The organism is Agriterribacter sp., from assembly GCF_035497235.1.
GTDB lineage: Bacteria > Bacteroidota > Bacteroidia > Chitinophagales > Chitinophagaceae > Agriterribacter.
Map to the genome: position 1 here is coordinate 34,847 of NZ_DATJEB010000040.1, position 18,222 is coordinate 53,068.

Here is an 18,222-nt window from a genome sequence, read left to right on the forward strand (position 1 = left end):
TTATGATAGTATTACAAGGTCCACTTCATTTTTGGAAAGTGTTTTCAGCAGTTGATTAAAAACACCGGTCCTCAGCATGATTTGCCAAAGGTTAAGGTGTGGTTTCCCAATGCATACGGTTGTTATATTTTTTTCTTCGATAACCCGGATAATAGCGCCTGCAATATTTTCATCCTTTTTCTGTAATACCTCGGCTCCAAGCTCCATAGCGTTCTTAAAGTTATTGATTAAATGACGTTGAGCCGCTAACGGTATTTTATCACCACTTTCCTTCGGGGTTTGTATATACAATACATACCATTTGCTGTTGTAATAGGAAGCCAGCCTTGCCGTTTTGCGGATGATGGTCTGCGCTATCACGTGATTAGATGAAATGCAAGCCAGCAACCGCTCATGCTTCCATGCCTTCTCCCTCGCCGTTACTTCGTAATCCACTTTTCTTTCTACCTGTCCGGCAACTTCTTTGAGTGCCAGCTCCCGGAGCTGAAGGATCTTTTCGGGCATGAAAAAATTTTGCAGGGCCTGCTGTACCTTGCTGCTGTCGTATATCTTTCCTTCTTTAAGCCGGGTGATTAAGTCATCGGCGGTAAGATCAATATTCACTACTTCGTTGGCAAGCTGCAGTAATTTATCGGGTACTCTTTCTTTGACTTCAATACCAGTAATTGCTTTCACATCCTCATTGATGCTTTCTATATGCTGGATATTGACCGCGGAAATTACATCAATACCTGCATCAAGGATATCAAGTACATCCTGCCATCTTTTTTCGTTCTTGCTTCCGGGTATATTGGTATGCGCCAGTTCATCAACAATTACAACATCCGGCTGCAATAAAAGGATAGCCTGCACATCCAGTTCGTCTAATTGTTTGCCTTTATAAAAAACCCTGCGGCGGGGAACAAGCGGCAATCCTTCAATCAGCGCCTGTGTTTCGGCTCTGCCGTGGGTTTCCACATAGCCCACTTTTATATTTACCCCGTTACGCAGCAGGTTATGCGCTTCCTGCAGCATGCGGTATGTTTTTCCCACACCGGCACTCATGCCGATGTATATCTTCAGCTTCCCTTTTTTGTTGGGCTGAATAGTATTCATCCAGTTATCTGCCTGTTGTTCTGCCATATACCGGTATCAAGTTATGCAACCTTATTTTGTGCGTATTATTTATTTTAGTGTGGCTTTCAAAGCTTGTTTGTACAGGTTTCAGAAACCAACAGCAGCCGAAAAAGTAATAGCTGTTGTATTGCTTTCCGGGTTTCCGTTCTTTATGAAAATATTGTCTTTGCTGTTCAGGGTTCTGCCTTCCAGGCGAAGGGCTATATTGAGTACAGGCAGATAATCCACATTCAGAGAAAATCCGGAAGTTTTAAATCCATTGGGCGTTACCGCTGCAATGATCACTCCATCTTCATCATTAAAATATTCACCCCTAACGGCAATAGCCCACTGGCTGGCTGGCGTATAACGCCATATTCCTACAGCACTATACCAGTTGTTTTTATGGCTGCTTCCTTTAGTCACCTGTTCGGTACCTATATCAAAACCGGCAGTGAATCCAATTTTATCAGTGAATTGAAAAATACCATAGATATTATGATATATTCTCCAGCGCCTGGTACTGTCGGGTTTATCGGTACCTATAAAAGTACTGTAGTTAAGCGTTATATTACCGGTGGGTTTTACAACCACCTGCGTTCCCCAGCTCATCAGTGAACTGGCATTAACCCTGGTAATACGCTGCCAGCCGTTCAGCGCCAAAGCGCTTACCGCCAGTTTGCCGTTATCCGTTGTATAACTGAGTTTTGCACCACTTTCAAAATAGGGGGAGTTTTCCGCTACCAGGCTTCTGGTCAACGCCCAGCAATCCTTGCTGATCGCACTCTCAAATCCAATATGCGAAGGCATAATGCCGATATCGAGCCACAGGTTTTTAGTGCGGCTTAGTTTATGCCCCACATTGGCTTCATAAATATTTTTCAGCACGCCGGGTTCTGCCGTATAATTCGCGTTCATATAAGTGCCTGCTGCAATTGCCAAATTTGCCCGCACCCTTTCTGTATTATAACTCGCCTTTATAAAAGCAAGGTTGGCATTAAATTCATTGTGACGGTTATGACTATATAGAAAACCGGGTCGGTTATTATCTGAAGGCTTATTAAGGTCATAGCTGTAATACGCTTCTGCATAACCGCTGAAGGTGAGTGAAGGAATCTGTTTGCTTATGGTTGTGTCCTGTGCTGCGCCGGTAAGGGTAAGCATAACAGCAACAGTTGTCATAAATCTTTTCATCGAAATCCTGTTTTGTTGTTATTTATTTCTGTTTTCCATTACTTATTGTAAAGCGTCAAGAGCAATATTTAATTTTAATACATTGACTTTGGAAGGGCCGAGCATTCCGCCCAGTGGTTTATCAATATGTTTATCAATGAGGGTTTTCAATTTCTCTGGGGAGATTTGCCTTATGGCAGCTATGCGCTTTACCTGTATATAAGCGGCAGCCGGAGAAATGTCCGGGTCGAGCCCGCTGCCGGAAGCCGTTACCAGGTCTGCCGGAATCTCTTCTTTTTTTACTCCGGGATTATGTACAAGGAAACTGTCAATCCTTTCTTGTACAATCTGCAAATAATCAGGATTAGACGGTCCTTTATTAGAACCCCCGGAGCCGGCGGCATTGTAATCAACGGCAGACGGACGGCCCCGGAAATATTTATCATCTGTGAATTGCTGTCCTATCCTTTCATAGCCCACCACTTTGCCATTCACCGTTACGGTTACGCCTTTTCCACCGCCCGGCGCCATTTTACTTATGCCGGCAATGAGCAGGGGATATAACACCGCGCATAAAAGAATCATAACTACGGTGAGCTTAAGCGATATCAATACATTTTTTTTCATTTTGATTTTGTTTTAATCATTTACATAAATAAGCTTAACAGCAGGTCAATAAGCTTGATGCCAATAAAGGGCACTATAATACCGCCGAGCCCATAGATCAGCAGGTTCCTTCGTAATAAAGCGGAGGCGCCGATTGGCTTATAGGCTACGCCTTTTAAAGCCAGCGGGATCAATAGCGGGATAATAACGGCGTTGAAAATAACCGCAGACAGGATGGCTGATTGCGGGCTTTTCAGATCCATAATGTTCAATGCCTGCAAGGCAGGGATTGATGCGATAAACAGTGCCGGAACAATGGCAAAATATTTGGCCACATCATTGGCAATAGAAAATGTTGTCAATGTGCCTCTTGTAATTAATAACTGCTTTCCTATCTCCACCACTTCAATCAGCTTGGTAGGATCATTATCAAGGTCAACCATATTCCCCGCCTCCTTTGCTGCCTGCGTACCGCTGTTCATGGCAACACCTACATCGGCCTGCGCCAGTGCAGGTGCGTCATTGGTGCCATCGCCCATCATGGCTACCAGTTTTCCGGAAGCCTGTTCCTTACGGATATAATTCATTTTGTCTTCCGGTTTAGCTTCGGCGATAAAATCATCAACCCCGGCTTTTTGGGCAATGTATTTTGCTGTAAGCGGATTGTCACCGGTTACCATTACGGTCTTGACGCCCATTTTACGCAGGCGTTCAAAGCGTTCCTGTATTCCGGGTTTAATGATATCCTGTAGTTCGATAACTCCTGTTACTTTATTATTAACTGATACAACAAGCGGCGTACCTCCATTTGAGGATATTGCTTTTACTTTTTCAGCTATTTCAGGCGGGATGGTATTTCCTGCTTTTGTAACCAGGTTACGGATCGCATCAAAGGCTCCCTTACGAATCTTTGTTCCATCTGATATATTCACACCACTGCTTCTTGTTTCGGCTGTGAATTTGATAAACTCCATACCGGCTTCCGCTCTTGCATTTACACCTTTTTGTAATGCCAGTTCAACAATTGATTTTCCTTCCGGCGTATCATCAGATAAAGAACTTAATGATGTAAAATGAATAAATTCATTTTCACTCATTCCATTAGCAGGATAAAAATGAGTAGCCTTTCTGTTGCCAATTGTGATGGTACCGGTTTTATCTAACAATAATACATCCACGTCACCTGCCGTTTCTACCGCTTTACCACTTTTGGCAATTACATTTGCCCTGAGTGCCCTGTCCATACCTGCAATACCGATGGCAGATAGTAAACCGCCAATGGTAGTTGGAATTAAACAAACAAATAAGGAAATAAACGCCGCAATGGTAATAGGTGTATTGGCATAATCGGCGAAGGGTTTCAGTGTTACACACACAATAATAAATATGAGCGTGAAGGCTGCCAGCAGAATCGTTAATGCAATTTCATTGGGCGTTTTTTGACGGGAAGCGCCTTCCACCAATGCTATCATCTTATCCAAAAAACTTTCACCGGGTTCGGTGGTAATTTTCACTTTTATTTTATCACTCAAAACCTTCGTTCCCCCGGTAACGGATGACTTATCGCCGCCTGCCTCACGGATAACGGGAGCCGATTCACCCGTAATAGCCGATTCATCAATAGAAGCCAATCCTTCCACAATCTCGCCATCCATCGGGATAATATCACCAGCCTCACAAATAAACATATCGCCTTTGCGCAATTGGGAGGAAGGAACAATTTTTACTTCATTAACATACATTTCGCCAACAATAAAAACTTTCTTAGCAGGTGTATCTTCCCTTGTTTTACGTAAGCTTTCTGCCTGTGCCTTACCTCTTGCCTCGGCTAATGCTTCTGCAAAATTGGCAAAGAGCACGGTAATAAAAAGGATAGCAAATATGGTGAGGTTATACCATATCGCTCCCTGCGATAAATCTCCCGTTGCTATTTGATAAACAGCAACAGCCAGCATCACCACCGTGCCAATCTCTACGGTAAACATTACCGGGTTCTTTACCATAAGACCAGGCTTTAGTTTTATAAAAGACTGTTTAATAGCTGTGCCAACCAGTTTGGGATCAAATAATTTTATATTGCGTTTTCTTTTTACCATGATTGATAAGTATTCGGTTATTTTAAAGAAAAGTATTCTGCTATCGGGCCCAGTGCAAGCGCGGGAAAAAAGGATAAGGCATTGATCACGATTATCACTGCAAACGTCATCATGCCGAAAGTCCAGGAATCTGTCTTCAAAGTGCCGGGGGATTCAGGGATGAATTTTTTGTTGGCCAATAATCCAATGATAGCCACAGGCCCGATGATGGGAAGAAACCTTGCCAGTATCAGCACAAAGCCGGTAGTTACATTCCAGAAAATATTATTATCGCCCAGGCCCTCGAACCCGCTTCCGTTATTGGCGTTGGCAGAAGTATTTTCATAAAGCATTTCAGAAAAGCCATGATATGATGGATTGTTCAGCCAGTTGCCGGGCTGAACGGCCCATCCTGTTTCGGGATGATGCGCTACCATATAAGCTGCCAGGGCTGTAAATCCCTTGATGAGAAAGGCAGATAATAAAGTAACCAGCGCGGCTATTTTCACCTCTCTTGCTTCCACTTTATGCCCCATGAATTCGGGCGTTCGCCCTACCATGAGCCCTGAAATAAATACGGCGAGGATGACATAAATAAGATAGTTCAGCAATCCTACCCCGCAACCACCATAAAATGCATTGATCATCATGCCCAGCATCTGCATTAATCCCGATACCGGCATAGCACTGTCGTGCATGGAATTAACAGACCCGGTTGAGATGATGGTAGTCATTGTGCTCCAGTAAGCCGATGCTGCAGGGCCAAATCTTACTTCCTTTCCCTCCATAGCGCCTGTTGCCTGCAACACACCCATTTTTTCAATAGCCGGGTTGCCATTGATCTCCGATACAATAGTAGGAATAAGCAGGCATAACATCCCGATGGTCATTACGCCAAAGATGACGCCCGCGAGCTTGCGGCGTTTAATATAAAAACCAAGCGCAAAGATCATCGCGATGGGTATGATCATTTGCATGATCATTTCCAGCATATTGGTGAAGTAATTTGGATTCTCGAGGGGATGTGCCGAGTTAGCTCCAAACCATCCGCCGCCGTTGGTGCCAATATGTTTGATGGCAATCATGCCGGCGGCAGGCCCTCTTGACACCTGAACGCTGTCGCCTTGCAAGGTAGTGAGGCTGTCTTTTCCATCATAGCTGGCGGGTGTGCCATTGAATGCAAGCAGCATGGCACCGATGAGACACAGCGGTAATAATATCCGTGTAATGGTCTTTGTAAATATGCTCCAGAAGTTGCCCAGGTTCTGTGTTGTTTTTTCTCTTAGGCCATTAAAGACGGCAACAAGAGATGCAATACCGGTGGCAGCACTCACAAACTGCAAAAAAGTGATTACGAGCAATTGGGTCAGATACGTTAACCCCGATTCACCAGAATAATGTTGCAGGTTACAGTTTACCAGGAAACTGATTGCTGTATTAAAAGCCAGGTCGGGTGTTTGCCCCGTGTTTCCGTCAGGGTTCAGCGGTAGCTTATCCTGGAAAAGAAGCATAAAAAATGCATAGACCAGCCACAGCATATTAATGGTGAGCATAGCTTTCAGGAATTGTTTCCAGTTCATGCCTTCCGCTGGATTGATCCCACAGATCCTGAACAAGAAACGCTCTGCAGGGTTCATAAAATCAGTAATGGTCTTTTCGCCTTTAAAAACTTTTGCGATGTATTTTCCCAGCGGGTAAGCGAGCAGCACTGTGAGAAGGAACATGAGGATTATACCTGTAATTTCACCTGTCATAGAATCAGAATTTTTCGGGTTTAATCAAAACGTAAACGAGGTAGCCAAAAACGGCGATTGATAAAATGAATAATGCGGTCATCATAACGGTTAAATTTTTTCGAACCAGTCAATAGATTTAAAAAATAGCCAGAAACAGATAAGCCCGGAGGCAATAAGAATTACTGATAGCATATAGTACAGGTTTAGTTGAATAAATACGTTTTCATAACAACCAGGTATACCAGGGCCAGTGCGATAAGCCAGATCATTATGATGGCGATGGTGTCCGGGATGTTTTTTTTCCTTTCCATGTAAGGGGAGAAAACCAAACGGCATACCGGAAAACCCGGCTTATCCCTCACCGCCTGAAAGGCAGCGGGGACAAGGCATTGCGGTTATCCTGCTTTTTAGATAGTGAGGAGGAGAAAACAAAACCTTCTCATTTTGAGAAGGTGCATTATCATTTTGACAGACCCGGAGCAATGGCATATTCCTCCATTTTGCGATAGAGCGTAGCCAGGCCTATTTCCAGGAGTTTTGCAGCCCTGGCTTTATTGCCATTGGTATACTGTAGTATTTTCTGAATATGTTGTTTTTCCACTGCTGCCAATGATAAACCGGGTAGCGTGGTTTGACTTTGTTGCTGAATTTCATAAGGCAAATGTTCCGGAAGTATTTCAAGTCCATCAACCAGGATCACTGCCCTTGTCAGCACATTCTTCAGTTCCCTGATATTTCCTTTCCACGAGTACTGTTGCAGCAGTTGCAGCGCTTCTTTACCGGCCCGGATCAGCGGCGTATTTTCTTTTTCGGCAATACGGGCTAAAAAATAATGAATGAGTAAAGGAATATCTTCGGTTCTTTCCCGTAGCGATGGTATTTCGATTATAAACACATTTAACCTGTAATAGAGGTCTTCGCGGAAATGTCCTTCGGTGACATCATTTTTGAGGTTGCGGTTGGTAGCAGCTATTATCCGTACGTTAGCTTTTGAAATCTTTGTATCTCCCAGTTTGATAAACTCACCATTCTCTAAAAACCTCAGCAATTTGGCCTGCAAGTCAATATGTAACTCCCCGATTTCATCAAGGAATAAGGTGCCTCCATCGGCAACTTCAATGAGGCCCTTTTTATCTTTAACAGCACCGGTGTAAGCACCGGCTTTATGCCCAAATAACTCTCCCTCCAGCAACTCTTTATTAAAAGCGCTGCAATTAATAGCTACGAGTGAATTATTTTTCCTTTTACTGTTCTGGTGAATGGCATTGGCAAATACTTCTTTTCCCGTTCCTGTCTCTCCCAGCAATAAAACCGTGGCATCACTGCCTGCAATTTTGCGGGCCAACTGCACTGCCATTTTAATGGCGGTACTTTCGCCGATAATGGATCCAAAATCACATGGGGATGTATTGCTTATTGTAACTGAAGACTTTTGTTGCAGCAGCGATTTGTCCACTGCCTGGTAAAGCAGCGGGACGATACGATTGTTATCATCACCCTTGGTGATATAATCAAATGCCCCGTTCTTGATGGCCTGCACACCATCTGCGATGTTTCCATATGCCGTCAGTAAGATGATTTCAACCGATGGATATTTATGCTTTACCGCTTTTACAAAATCAACCCCGTTGCCATCAGGCAACCTTACATCACACAAAATCACATCTACTTCCTGGCTCATTAATACCTCGTTTGCGGCTTTTAAAGTAGCCGTCTGAAGTACCTTAAAGCCTTCAAGGGAAATAATCCTGGCGAGCAGTTTACGCAACTGGTCTTCATCATCAACAATCAGAATGTTACCTGTCATACCCTGGTTTAATCTTTTACGCGTTTGAGGCTGAGCCTGGTTACAGGCCCTACAATTAACGGAAATTTTTCTACAATAACATTACCCGGATCAAGCCCAAATCCCCTTTCTTCAGAAAGACTGATATTTTTTAACCAAAAATACATTTTCATAATCAATCGCTCCATAAACGGAAGTTCGTTATCCTGGCTCATATATTTTTCCATGACCATAAACTGAAAATCTCCAACGGTATTGCTGCGGGCCACGCGCTCATAACGCGTAGCAATGTTTACCTCCTTATTGACAACCAGGTCTTCCACCACTTTTCTAAACATCAGGTTGATCCGGGGAGCAACCCTGAATCCCAATTTAAAATCAATGCGGATAATATCATTAGGAATAATATGCGCTACTTTGTATTCACATGTATAGGGATCATCCATGGTATCTATATGTACAAACCAGTAAATATCGGCGCGTTTGGGACTTCTGTTAAGAATCGAATAGATGATCTTGTGTTCGATCTCATTAACATTATCGGCACTCGTCAGGTACACCAGGTGCGTTGCATATTTGGGAACTGAACGATCATTGCTTAATTCCTGCATCATGGGAATATACTGTTCAAGCCTTACAAATTCCACATACCGGTTTTTTATCTTCCGGGCTTTGAACCAGGTAAACATTACCAAAAACAGTAAACCTCCCACAACAAGGGCAACATATCCTCCATGCGGGAACTTTTGGATATTGGCAAAAAGAAAACTTAATTCTATTGTTAAAAACACACTTAAATAAACATAGATGAGCAGCCTTTTTACTCTGCGGAGTACCAGGTAATTTGCAAAAAGTATAGAAGTGGCGATCATACACAAGGTGATCGCCAACCCGTAAGCCGCTTCCATATTAGCCGCTTTTTGAAAATAAAGTACAATGCCTATACAGCCTGCATAGAGCAGACCATTTATGGCGGGAATGAATAACTGCCCTCTTGCTTCAGTCGGATAATGTATTCGCAACTTGGGCCATAAGTTTAACCGCATGGCTTCACTTATCAATGTAAATGAACCTGAGATCAGGGCCTGACTGGCAATAATAGCTGCAGCGGTAGCAATGGCAATACCAAAGTAAAGAAACCAATGCGGCATAAGACCATAGAAAGGGTTAAAGCCCGCATTTATCATTTCGGCAGTTATGGACCGGCCCCGGTAATTACTTAACAGCCATGCGCCCTGCCCTAAATAATTCATGATTAAACAGGTTTTTACAAAAACCCAGGAGTATCTTATATTCCATTTTCCGCAATGCCCCAGGTCGGAATAAAGGGCTTCGGCTCCGGTGGTGCATAAAAAAACACCGCCCAGTATATAAAAGCCCCGGGGATAACTGACCAGGAGTTTAATGCCATAATAAGGATTAAATGCCTTAAGTACCCCGATATCATCTGAAAGATGAATAATACCCAGTACGGCAAGCATAATGAACCAGCAGAACATTACAGGACCAAAAAACCTGCCTATAAAAGCCGTTCCAAATTGCTGTATAAAAAAAAGAACGGTAAGAATACTTATTACAATGTAAACAATTGTTGATTGCGTAATGGTGGAAAGAACAGGGATTTGTTTCAATCCCTCTACAGCAGAAGTTACAGAAATAGGAGGCGTAATCATTCCATCGGCGAGCAGTGCAGCGCCACCTATCATTGCTGCAATAACCAGCCATTTTCTCCGCCTTCTCACCAATGCAAACAGAGAAAAAATACCACCTTCCCCACGGTTATCGGCGTTAAGGGTTAAAATTACGTACTTGATCGTTGTTTGAAGGGTTAACGTCCAGATGATTAAAGATAAGGCGCCGGTAACAAGCTCACCGGTAATGGTTTTGCCACTCGTAATTGCATTTAAAACGTATAAGGGCGAGGTTCCAATATCGCCGTAAATAATTCCTAATGCAATAAGAAGTCCCGCAAAGGATACTTTATTGTGTAAAGACATATCAATGAAATAAATTGGGGAGGCAAAAGTAGAGGAGTAACTTGCAAAGTCTTACAAAATATCCTTATTTGGAGAAATCTTTATAAAATCTTTATACGCATCTTCTTTTCTTTATTTGTTCTATAATTTTATTAAGATGGCTGGTTTATTTACTAGGCAGGCAAGCAAACAAAAGCAGTATATAATCAGCTTACTGCTTATTCTGTTTGTTTCACTGGGTTGTTATGGCGTTTCGGCTTATATGGGATACCGGGTTGTTGCTTTTATATTGCTGCTAACGGTTTCCCTCATTGCCGTTTCTTTTGATATATTGCCTGTGCTGGTTTCCGCTATGATAAGCGCGGCTATATGGGATTTCTTTTTTATTCCTCCCCGTTTCAACTTTCATGTTGATGCCGCAGAAGACGCGATTCTCCTGGTTATGTATTTCGTGATTGCAATGGTTAGCGCTGTGCTTACTTACAAAATCCGCCAGGTTGAAAAAGCTTCAGGAAAAAAGGAAGAAAAGGTAAACACCCTGAAACTTTATGACACTTTATTGAATTCCCTGTCTCATGAACTCAGAACACCCATAGCCACCATAATTGCTGCAACAGATAATATACAGGCAAATAATGATAACCTGACTAAAGAAAATAAAGATCAGTTGGTTACTGAAATCGCCAAAGCATCGTTGAGGCTAAACCAGCAAGTAGAGAACTTACTGAACATGTCCAGGCTGGAATCAGGGTTTATCAAACCCAGGAAAAACTGGTGCGATATAAATGAACTTGTTTACGGTACAGTAAAAAAAATGGAAGAAAATAAGGTCACTCAAAAAATTACCATTAACATCAATCCCAATATTCCGCTTGTTAAAACCGATAAAGTAATGGTGGAACAGATTATCTATAATTTGCTTAACAATGCCCGGCTTTATACCAGGCCGGACAGCAACATTAATATTTCTGCAATTAACTATGCTGATATTTTACAGCTTGTTATTGAAGACAATGGCGATGGATTTCCGGAGGAAGAAATAGAAAATGTTTTTGATAAATTTTACCGGCTTAAACATTCAAAAGCAGGCGGTACAGGACTGGGGTTATCTATTGTTAAAGGATTTGCGGAAGCATTGAAAGGAAACGTAAGCCTGGAAAATATTTCAACGGGCGGATCGAGGTTTAGTATCGTAATCCCATGTGAAACATCTTATTTAAAAGTTTAACAAATGAGCAAGGCAGAAATACTGATCATTGACGATGAGGAACAAATCCGGAAGCTTCTGGAAATTACTTTAAGATCCAATAATTATGCTGTTTCAGAAGCGGCAACAGCCAAAGAAGGAATTATAACAGCATCAAATCATCCCCCTGATTTAATCATTCTTGACCTGGTTTTACCTGATAAGGATGGTCTTGAGGTGTTGCAGGAATTAAGACAATGGTATACTAACCCCATCATCATTCTTTCCGTACAAAATAGTGAAGAGATCATTATCAAAGCATTGGACAGCGGGGCTAACGACTATCTTTCAAAGCCTTTCCGCACAGGTGAACTTCTGGCAAGAATAAGATCCGGTTTAAGAAGTTCTCTTTTGGATGAGAATGAGCCTATCATTAATTCCGGAGATTTACAAATTGATTTATATTCAAGAACGGTAAAGAAAAAAGGTGAATTGATAAAGTTGACTACAACGGAATACAGCTTGCTGGCACTATTTGCAAGGAATGATGGAAAGGTGTTAACCCATCATTATTTACTGCGTGCAATTTGGGGACCGGGATTTATTAATCAATCCCAGTATCTCAGGGTATATGTAGCCCAGATAAGGAAGAAAATAGAAAATGACCCCAACAGGCCTGAGTACCTGCTTACAGAATCCGGGGTTGGTTACCGGTTTATCAGTAACACAGACAGTAAAAATATATCCGGTTAGAAAAGATTTTATCTAACCCGTGAAAGTTCAATCTTGTTTTTAGAGATAGCATAGCAACTGTTAGGCTTCAGCGAGGATAGTTCATACGTTAATTTTACCGCGTTCGCCGATGGCCTCACCTGCCATTTCCTGCTATCCGTATTCCATGTGTGCATGGACATGAGATCCTTGGCGATACGAAAATTTGAAATACATACACACAAACAAAGCACTTATCCAATTTTGCCGGGGTCTCACTCAGCACTTCTTATCCATCCGGTGAAGACCCCGGCGGGACGAAAAATCATTGCTGATTTGAGAAAGACAAAAGACTGGAGCCAGGCGCAACTGGCAGATAACAGCGGCGTGAGCCGGGTGATGATCGGTAAGTATGAACGCGGTGAAGCCGTGCCTTCTATTGATGCTGCAAAAAAAATCGCAGATGCTTTTGAGGTATCTATGGATTACCTGGTTGGCGAAGGTTTACTGAACGGCTTTGATAAAAAAACATTGAAGCGATTCCAGGAGCTGGAACACCTCGAAGACGATAAAAAGAAAACACTCTTTGATTTGATTGATACCTACATACGAGATGCTAAAGCAAGAAAAGCGTACGCGTAAAATATAAAAGCCCGGCAGCGCCGGGCTTTTATATGTGTATAGTATTTTGCTATCGCTCCTGTTGCCCGCCCGGATGACCTGTCGGACAGGTTGGTATGCCTCCCGCATTACCCGCCCTACATACACAACAAATCTTAATCTAATTCCCCGTCTAAATAGTGATAATGTTCTTGACCAGCAGATGAAAAAGATCCTATAAAATCCGGTAGCTTTTCTTTCTCTTTTGATGGCGTAAAGTATCCTTTCCTTATAGCCCAATCATATGCTCCTTCATTTAAAGGATATAATGTCAGCACTCCTGTTAGTTTATGCTTTCGAATCCAATCTTCAGCTACACTCTTGTCAATAAAAACACTACCAGGAAATCTGCCGCCTTGACCATTAAATATCCAAACCGATTGAAGAGAGTTGTCCATTTTATTTATTGTTTACTATAACTAACCCATTTCATAATTTGTCTTATAGATTTTCTTATTTCTGGCTTTAAGTCTTGAACGACTTGGGCTTGTTTAGAAGTCAGTTCTGGAGAACCCTTAATTGGCTTTCCGTTTTGTCCTATTTTTGTTTCTGCCCCACCACCCTTTACATGAACGTGTGCAGGGCCATGATCTCCACTTCTTGTATAATGCACTATATCTATGCCATCAACGGACTCTATAGTTTTAGCAGGCAATGTAGGTTCAGTTATTTTACCTCCTTGCTTTGTCCCTCTCGTTGTTGCCATTCCAGCACTAATGGTTGCCAAAACTTTGTCCCCTGTGCTAGCCCCAGGGTCTGAAATAGTAATAGCAGCATTTAATGGATTCTCATTCCACTCTTCTTTGCTTGCTGGTCCATGAAAATTCGAAGACCTTGAGGGGGGGCATTACCAGATTTCGTTAGCAAAACATCTTCAGCGCTCTTTTTCTTGCCTTTATCGCCATCACCTGGCCCTTGAGCAGATAAATTCCTAAGTATTTCTGATTTTTCTTCATCAGTATAATCGTTATAGCTCGGAGACTGAGTGGATAGCCCACCCAGGCGCAAGCGTCTCGCTTGTGCCACTTATACAACGTAGCACAATTCAATCAATCCTTTCTTGCCATAAAAATCCCTCGCACTGCTATAAATATAATCCTCTGCTTTCTCTATAAATCCTGCCTCTACCGGGTTCATATGAATGTATTCAAGTTTTTGATAAAACATTTCGATATTTAATATTTCTAATGGCTTATTATGCTGTTGCCATAACTGCCAGTCATTATTATTGCCATTCTTAATTCCCGCACGTCTCATCATCCATAACATCCATTCCCTGCGGCTTTCGCCAGAATGTTGGGTTATAGCCTTCCTTAAACTTCTTGATGTATAACTCTTCATTTCGCCAATAATTTTATCCAATGCTCTGCCTTTACTACCTACAATCATGTGTACATGGCTTGTCATTATACACCAACCATATATTTCTAAATCTTTTTCCCGCTGGCAAAACCGCCAACTCTCCAGCATTACCTCCTTATACTCATTCCGGATAAATAAATCAATCCAATATACTACGGCAAAACTGATAAAATAAAGTTTATCATTATCGCCAAACTTATATTTACGACTCATTATTAAATGTAAAAATTATTAGCCGACTTCTGGAAATTAATTACGTAACAGGATTTAATGACACAAGCGGGACGCTTGCGCCTGAATTGGGGCTCATATGTTTGTGCTATATGGGGATATCTATTTAACATGTAGTGTCATATTCATCAATTTGTATACCATCCAAAACAGTATTAAGGAACATATAATATCAAAGGAGTAAATAAAAATTGCTTCGTATTTCATTCTTTCTTCAGAACCTGAAGGAAATATTTTGCCTTTGTTGGTGTTCCCGCTCTCTATTCTTTACACCGTCCGCCTGGTATTGTCGCCAGCGAGTAATCAGCATCAGCCAATAAATTTTCCCTATATTAGTTGCATGAACCCTCCTTGGCCAACAGAATTTCCACAGTTCTTCACGGCTTCCATACACAATTGGCTACCACTACTACATGAAGATAAATATAAAAATATTATTGCCGGTAGCCTTCACTTCCTCGTTCAGTATAAAAGAATTGAGTTGAATGCCTTTGTTATTATGAATAACCATATTCACCTCATTTGGCAACCCCTTCCCGGTCATACCCTCAAATCCATTCAACTGAGTTTTATGAAATTTACTGCACAACAACTAAAGTTTGCCTATACCGATGATAAGAATCCTTTAATTGAACAATGCAGGGTAAATAAAGCCGATCGTGAATACCAGGTATGGAAACGAAAACCGCTGAGTATCGAATTGCGTTCTGAATCTGTTTTCGTTCAAAAATTAGAGTACATACATTATAATCCTGTTAAGGCCGGGCTTTGCAATTTTCCTGAAGAATATTATTACTCTTCTGCTTTATTCTATGAAAAAGGTATTGACCATTTCAATATGCTTTCTCATTATTTGACATAACAATTCGTTTCTACTAAATTCACCGCCCCCGCCTGGTGTTTTCACCAGCGGGATAACAATCTGCTTTAATGCAACTCCTGCTTCTTCATATCACTCTCGAATCAAATATCACCTCTTGTTGTTGGTGACGCCTCCCTCATACCTGCTCACGAACACCAACAACGGCGGGAACTGCAGCTTATTAATGAGCTGGACAAGGAAGAAAAAACCATCCTGCTGAAGCTCATAGAAACTTTTGTATCCAAAAAACGTTTCAAAGATTACCTACAAAAAAATATTGCAGCATTGTAAAATAGATAAGCCAGGCGCTGGGCTTTTGTATCAGAATATACTATCTGGTAAATTAAATTTTAAACTATCTGGGATTTTCTTAGGCAAAGCAATAAAAGGATATGCACCAAAAGTTTTATAAGTAGTAAGTATGCCGGCACTATCCTTAACAACCCAAATTACGTAGTCATTCTTTTCTAATACCTTTTGAGGAACAGATTTCTTTCTCACCTTGTCATCGCATGTATTCTGAAAATAGTGCTCTACACCTGAATACACTTTAAACTCAATATTGGAAGTTCGCACCTTATTGACGGGGTACTGATTATTTAACCGATCTTCTTCTTTTGTAAGAGGTTCATTCCCTGTGTATAAAATTAAATCATAATCGTGCGGGGAAGTTTTGTCAATATATATTCCATACTCAGCATTGTTTTGTCCATTGACCATTACAAAAGAATCTAACAACGACTTTATATTAGCGCGGGGCTCTATGACATTGCAAACAGGAACTTCTGATGTTTGTTTACAAGAGTTAAAAAGAATAACTAAAACGAAAAAAATAAATTGCCTTTTCATTTTCTTAATAGTTGTATTATGTTATCCTTATTCTGTTTTACAAACTGTTTGAGGTTTACAGAATTAGATAAATTTTGAATGCTTTGAGCATTTAGAGAAGGTATTTGTCGTGTAACTGGAAAAGTTTGAAAATTAAAATTAGCAGCCTTTCGTGTCGGATTAGGTGCCGCTATAATAAAACTAATAGGGTCATTTTTGCCACCTTGCATTTGAATAACAAATACAGGTTTGTTAGGAGTTGAATAAGCAGCAAATCCAAGATCACCATACCCATTCGCTGTATAGGTACTGGGGCCGCTACCATCAGGGTGGGTATGAACCGTAGCCGTAGTGTTATATTCCTTTCCTGAAGCATCTACTATATTGCCATTCTTGGTACTGTATCCGTAATCCGTTAAATCAACTGTAGATTTATCGTTTTTGTAATCTGGCAGAACAAGAGTGCCATTGTCCGTCAAAGCAGCCATTGATTCATTACCTGTCTGCTCACTTCGTTCTATAATTCGAGTGTATGCACTTGACTCTTTTGCATACATTATACTCCCATCTTTTCGATAATCTTCAGTGATATTTCCCTTTTTGTCTTTTATTTGATGTGTAACACCAACATAGGTTTCACCTTCCTTTAATTTAGAATCTTTAGTGATGTTTGGGTCGTATTGATACATTCCGTTTTTATCTGTATACCAATCCATTCCCGTTGGATCCATTATCGCAATAGGATTATTTGCACAATAATTATAAGGTGTCCATGCATAATAATTAAATGAATTAGGATCTATTTGTAAAAACCTTCCTATTTGCTGATCATAAGTTCTTGCACTGAAGTCATATAGTTCCAACCCGCTTCCGTCACTAAATTCTTTATTCTGTATTTCTTTTCCGGTAATACCATATTTATTAACCGGTGCATTATTCAGCGCCTTGGAGCTTATCCCCGCCATAGTAAGTCCGAACGGATAATAATGCGTCTCCTCCAATATCGGTCCCCTGGTATGGGTAACCTGCAAATTATCAAAGAACACGTCCATCGGACTTTCGTTGGACAAGTATACGTAAAGATAACCATTTGCATTCATAATGATGCCACCTTGTGCCATAGGCGAGATTGCCGCAACATCTGCATTCATATTCACCTGCCGGGTGCCGCTGCTGGAGTTTACCATCTTGAACTGTTCATCAAAGAGGATCCAGTTCAGGTAAGCTTTGGGCTTACCGCTGTTGAGATTAGGGTCACCGTTCTTTAAATCATTGATGCCACTATAAGCGCTGCTTGTAAAGCTGCTGGCATTGCGCTGGGCAATGGTATACTTGCCTGTTGGGTCAAGGCTTGCAGAACTGCCGCCAAAAGCAGAGATCAGCGCTGTTATCATATCGGCAGCAACACTGTTGTTGCTATTGTTTTGTCCCACGCTCCTGTAATAGGCATACACCGCAAGATCAATTTTATCGGTGGCCATTACCTTGATCAATGCATTGGGACCTATTCGCCTTGCAGGATCGCTGTAATTAAGTTTGGCTACTGTTTCATTGCCGGCATCGCTGTCAAAACCCGGAGGTTTGGCAGTTTCACTGGAAGAAAGTCCGCTGTAATATTTTTCTTCATTGGTGCGGTTAGCTGTTTCCATGGTAGCGGCAGGGTACTGGTCGTCTTTTTGTTCTTCGGTCAATACCATGCGAACATTACCCAAATGGTCTTTTATAAAATAGTCGTAGGTAAAACCAGTGGAAAATCCACTCAAATTGACCCCCGTTCGCCAAATCAAAGTGACTCCGGTCTGCCATTTTAAAATGACCCCCTGATACCGGCTTAAATTGACCCCCTGTAAAAAGAAGTAAAGAGCAGTTGTTTTTGTAGGATAATAAGCGGTTGTTTTAAACAAAACAACCCAGGTAAAAATGTCCAACAAACCA

General features: G+C 41.5%; 17 protein-coding genes. 4 read left to right on the forward strand and 13 right to left on the reverse strand.

Annotated elements, in window-relative coordinates:
• From VL121_RS14440 to VL121_RS14475, 8 genes are all read right to left on the reverse strand, one after another.
• The gene (locus VL121_RS14440) at positions 1-1,122 is read right to left on the reverse strand and encodes a sensor protein KdpD (protein ID WP_325406517.1); all 1,122 of its coding nucleotides are present in this window, start codon (positions 1,120-1,122) and stop codon (positions 1-3) included.
• Between the two features lie 81 nt (positions 1,123-1,203).
• Positions 1,204-2,289: a porin gene (locus VL121_RS14445; protein ID WP_325406519.1), complete on the reverse strand. Its 1,086-nt coding sequence runs from the start codon at positions 2,287-2,289 to the stop codon at positions 1,204-1,206.
• 42 nt (positions 2,290-2,331) lie between these two features.
• Complete coding sequence (locus VL121_RS14450; protein WP_325406520.1) at positions 2,332-2,895, reverse strand: K(+)-transporting ATPase subunit C; 564 nt, start codon at positions 2,893-2,895, stop codon at positions 2,332-2,334.
• A 20-nt stretch (positions 2,896-2,915) separates the two neighbouring features.
• The gene (gene kdpB / locus VL121_RS14455; RefSeq protein WP_325406522.1) at positions 2,916-4,970 is read right to left on the reverse strand and encodes a potassium-transporting ATPase subunit KdpB; all 2,055 of its coding nucleotides are present in this window, start codon (positions 4,968-4,970) and stop codon (positions 2,916-2,918) included.
• A gap of 17 nt (positions 4,971-4,987) precedes the next feature.
• On the reverse strand, positions 4,988-6,703 hold the full coding sequence (gene kdpA / locus VL121_RS14460; RefSeq protein ID WP_325406524.1) for a potassium-transporting ATPase subunit KdpA: 1,716 nt from the start codon (positions 6,701-6,703) through the stop codon (positions 4,988-4,990).
• A 4-nt stretch (positions 6,704-6,707) separates the two neighbouring features.
• A complete protein-coding gene (gene kdpF, locus VL121_RS14465) occupies positions 6,708-6,788 on the reverse strand; it encodes a K(+)-transporting ATPase subunit F (protein ID WP_325406550.1) in 81 nt (26 codons plus the stop codon).
• A 357-nt stretch (positions 6,789-7,145) separates the two neighbouring features.
• Positions 7,146-8,492, reverse strand: a complete 1,347-nt coding sequence (locus tag VL121_RS14470; protein WP_325406526.1) for a sigma-54-dependent transcriptional regulator — start codon at positions 8,490-8,492, stop codon at positions 7,146-7,148.
• A gap of 8 nt (positions 8,493-8,500) precedes the next feature.
• Positions 8,501-10,468, reverse strand: a complete 1,968-nt coding sequence (locus tag VL121_RS14475) for a KUP/HAK/KT family potassium transporter (RefSeq protein WP_325406528.1) — start codon at positions 10,466-10,468, stop codon at positions 8,501-8,503.
• A 136-nt stretch (positions 10,469-10,604) separates the two neighbouring features.
• Here VL121_RS14475 and VL121_RS14480 point away from each other — a divergent pair, with 136 nt between their 5' ends.
• The 3 genes from VL121_RS14480 (at position 10,605) to VL121_RS14490 (ending at position 12,986) form a co-directional block, all read left to right on the forward strand.
• On the forward strand, positions 10,605-11,675 hold the full coding sequence (locus VL121_RS14480) for a sensor histidine kinase (protein ID WP_325406530.1): 1,071 nt from the start codon (positions 10,605-10,607) through the stop codon (positions 11,673-11,675).
• Positions 11,676-11,678: 3 nt separating this feature from the next.
• Complete coding sequence (locus VL121_RS14485) at positions 11,679-12,386, forward strand: response regulator (protein ID WP_325406532.1); 708 nt, start codon at positions 11,679-11,681, stop codon at positions 12,384-12,386.
• A 294-nt stretch (positions 12,387-12,680) separates the two neighbouring features.
• Positions 12,681-12,986: a helix-turn-helix domain-containing protein gene (locus tag VL121_RS14490; protein ID WP_325406534.1), complete on the forward strand. Its 306-nt coding sequence runs from the start codon at positions 12,681-12,683 to the stop codon at positions 12,984-12,986.
• A gap of 134 nt (positions 12,987-13,120) precedes the next feature.
• On the opposite strand, the gene VL121_RS14495 is transcribed toward VL121_RS14490, so the two are convergent.
• From VL121_RS14495 to VL121_RS14505, 3 genes are all read right to left on the reverse strand, one after another.
• On the reverse strand, positions 13,121-13,402 hold the full coding sequence (locus tag VL121_RS14495; RefSeq protein WP_325406536.1) for a DUF7710 domain-containing protein: 282 nt from the start codon (positions 13,400-13,402) through the stop codon (positions 13,121-13,123).
• A gap of 5 nt (positions 13,403-13,407) precedes the next feature.
• Positions 13,408-13,710, reverse strand: coding sequence for a DUF4160 domain-containing protein (locus VL121_RS14500; RefSeq protein WP_325406538.1), 303 nt, complete (start codon positions 13,708-13,710; stop codon positions 13,408-13,410).
• Between the two features lie 320 nt (positions 13,711-14,030).
• Entirely contained in the window at positions 14,031-14,579 is a 549-nt protein-coding gene (locus VL121_RS14505) for an REP-associated tyrosine transposase (RefSeq protein ID WP_325406540.1), read from the reverse strand.
• 358 nt (positions 14,580-14,937) lie between these two features.
• Here VL121_RS14505 and VL121_RS14510 point away from each other — a divergent pair, with 358 nt between their 5' ends.
• Entirely contained in the window at positions 14,938-15,459 is a 522-nt protein-coding gene (locus tag VL121_RS14510) for an REP-associated tyrosine transposase (protein ID WP_325406542.1), read from the forward strand.
• A gap of 321 nt (positions 15,460-15,780) precedes the next feature.
• Here VL121_RS14510 and VL121_RS14515 read toward each other — a convergent pair whose 3' ends face one another.
• Both VL121_RS14515 and VL121_RS14520 read right to left on the reverse strand, forming a co-directional pair.
• The gene (locus tag VL121_RS14515; protein WP_325406544.1) at positions 15,781-16,308 is read right to left on the reverse strand and encodes a hypothetical protein; all 528 of its coding nucleotides are present in this window, start codon (positions 16,306-16,308) and stop codon (positions 15,781-15,783) included.
• Positions 16,305-18,222: RHS repeat-associated core domain-containing protein (locus tag VL121_RS14520; RefSeq protein ID WP_325406546.1), on the reverse strand; the 1,918-nt coding region annotated here is incomplete at its 5' end. The genes VL121_RS14515 and VL121_RS14520, both read right to left, overlap by 4 nt.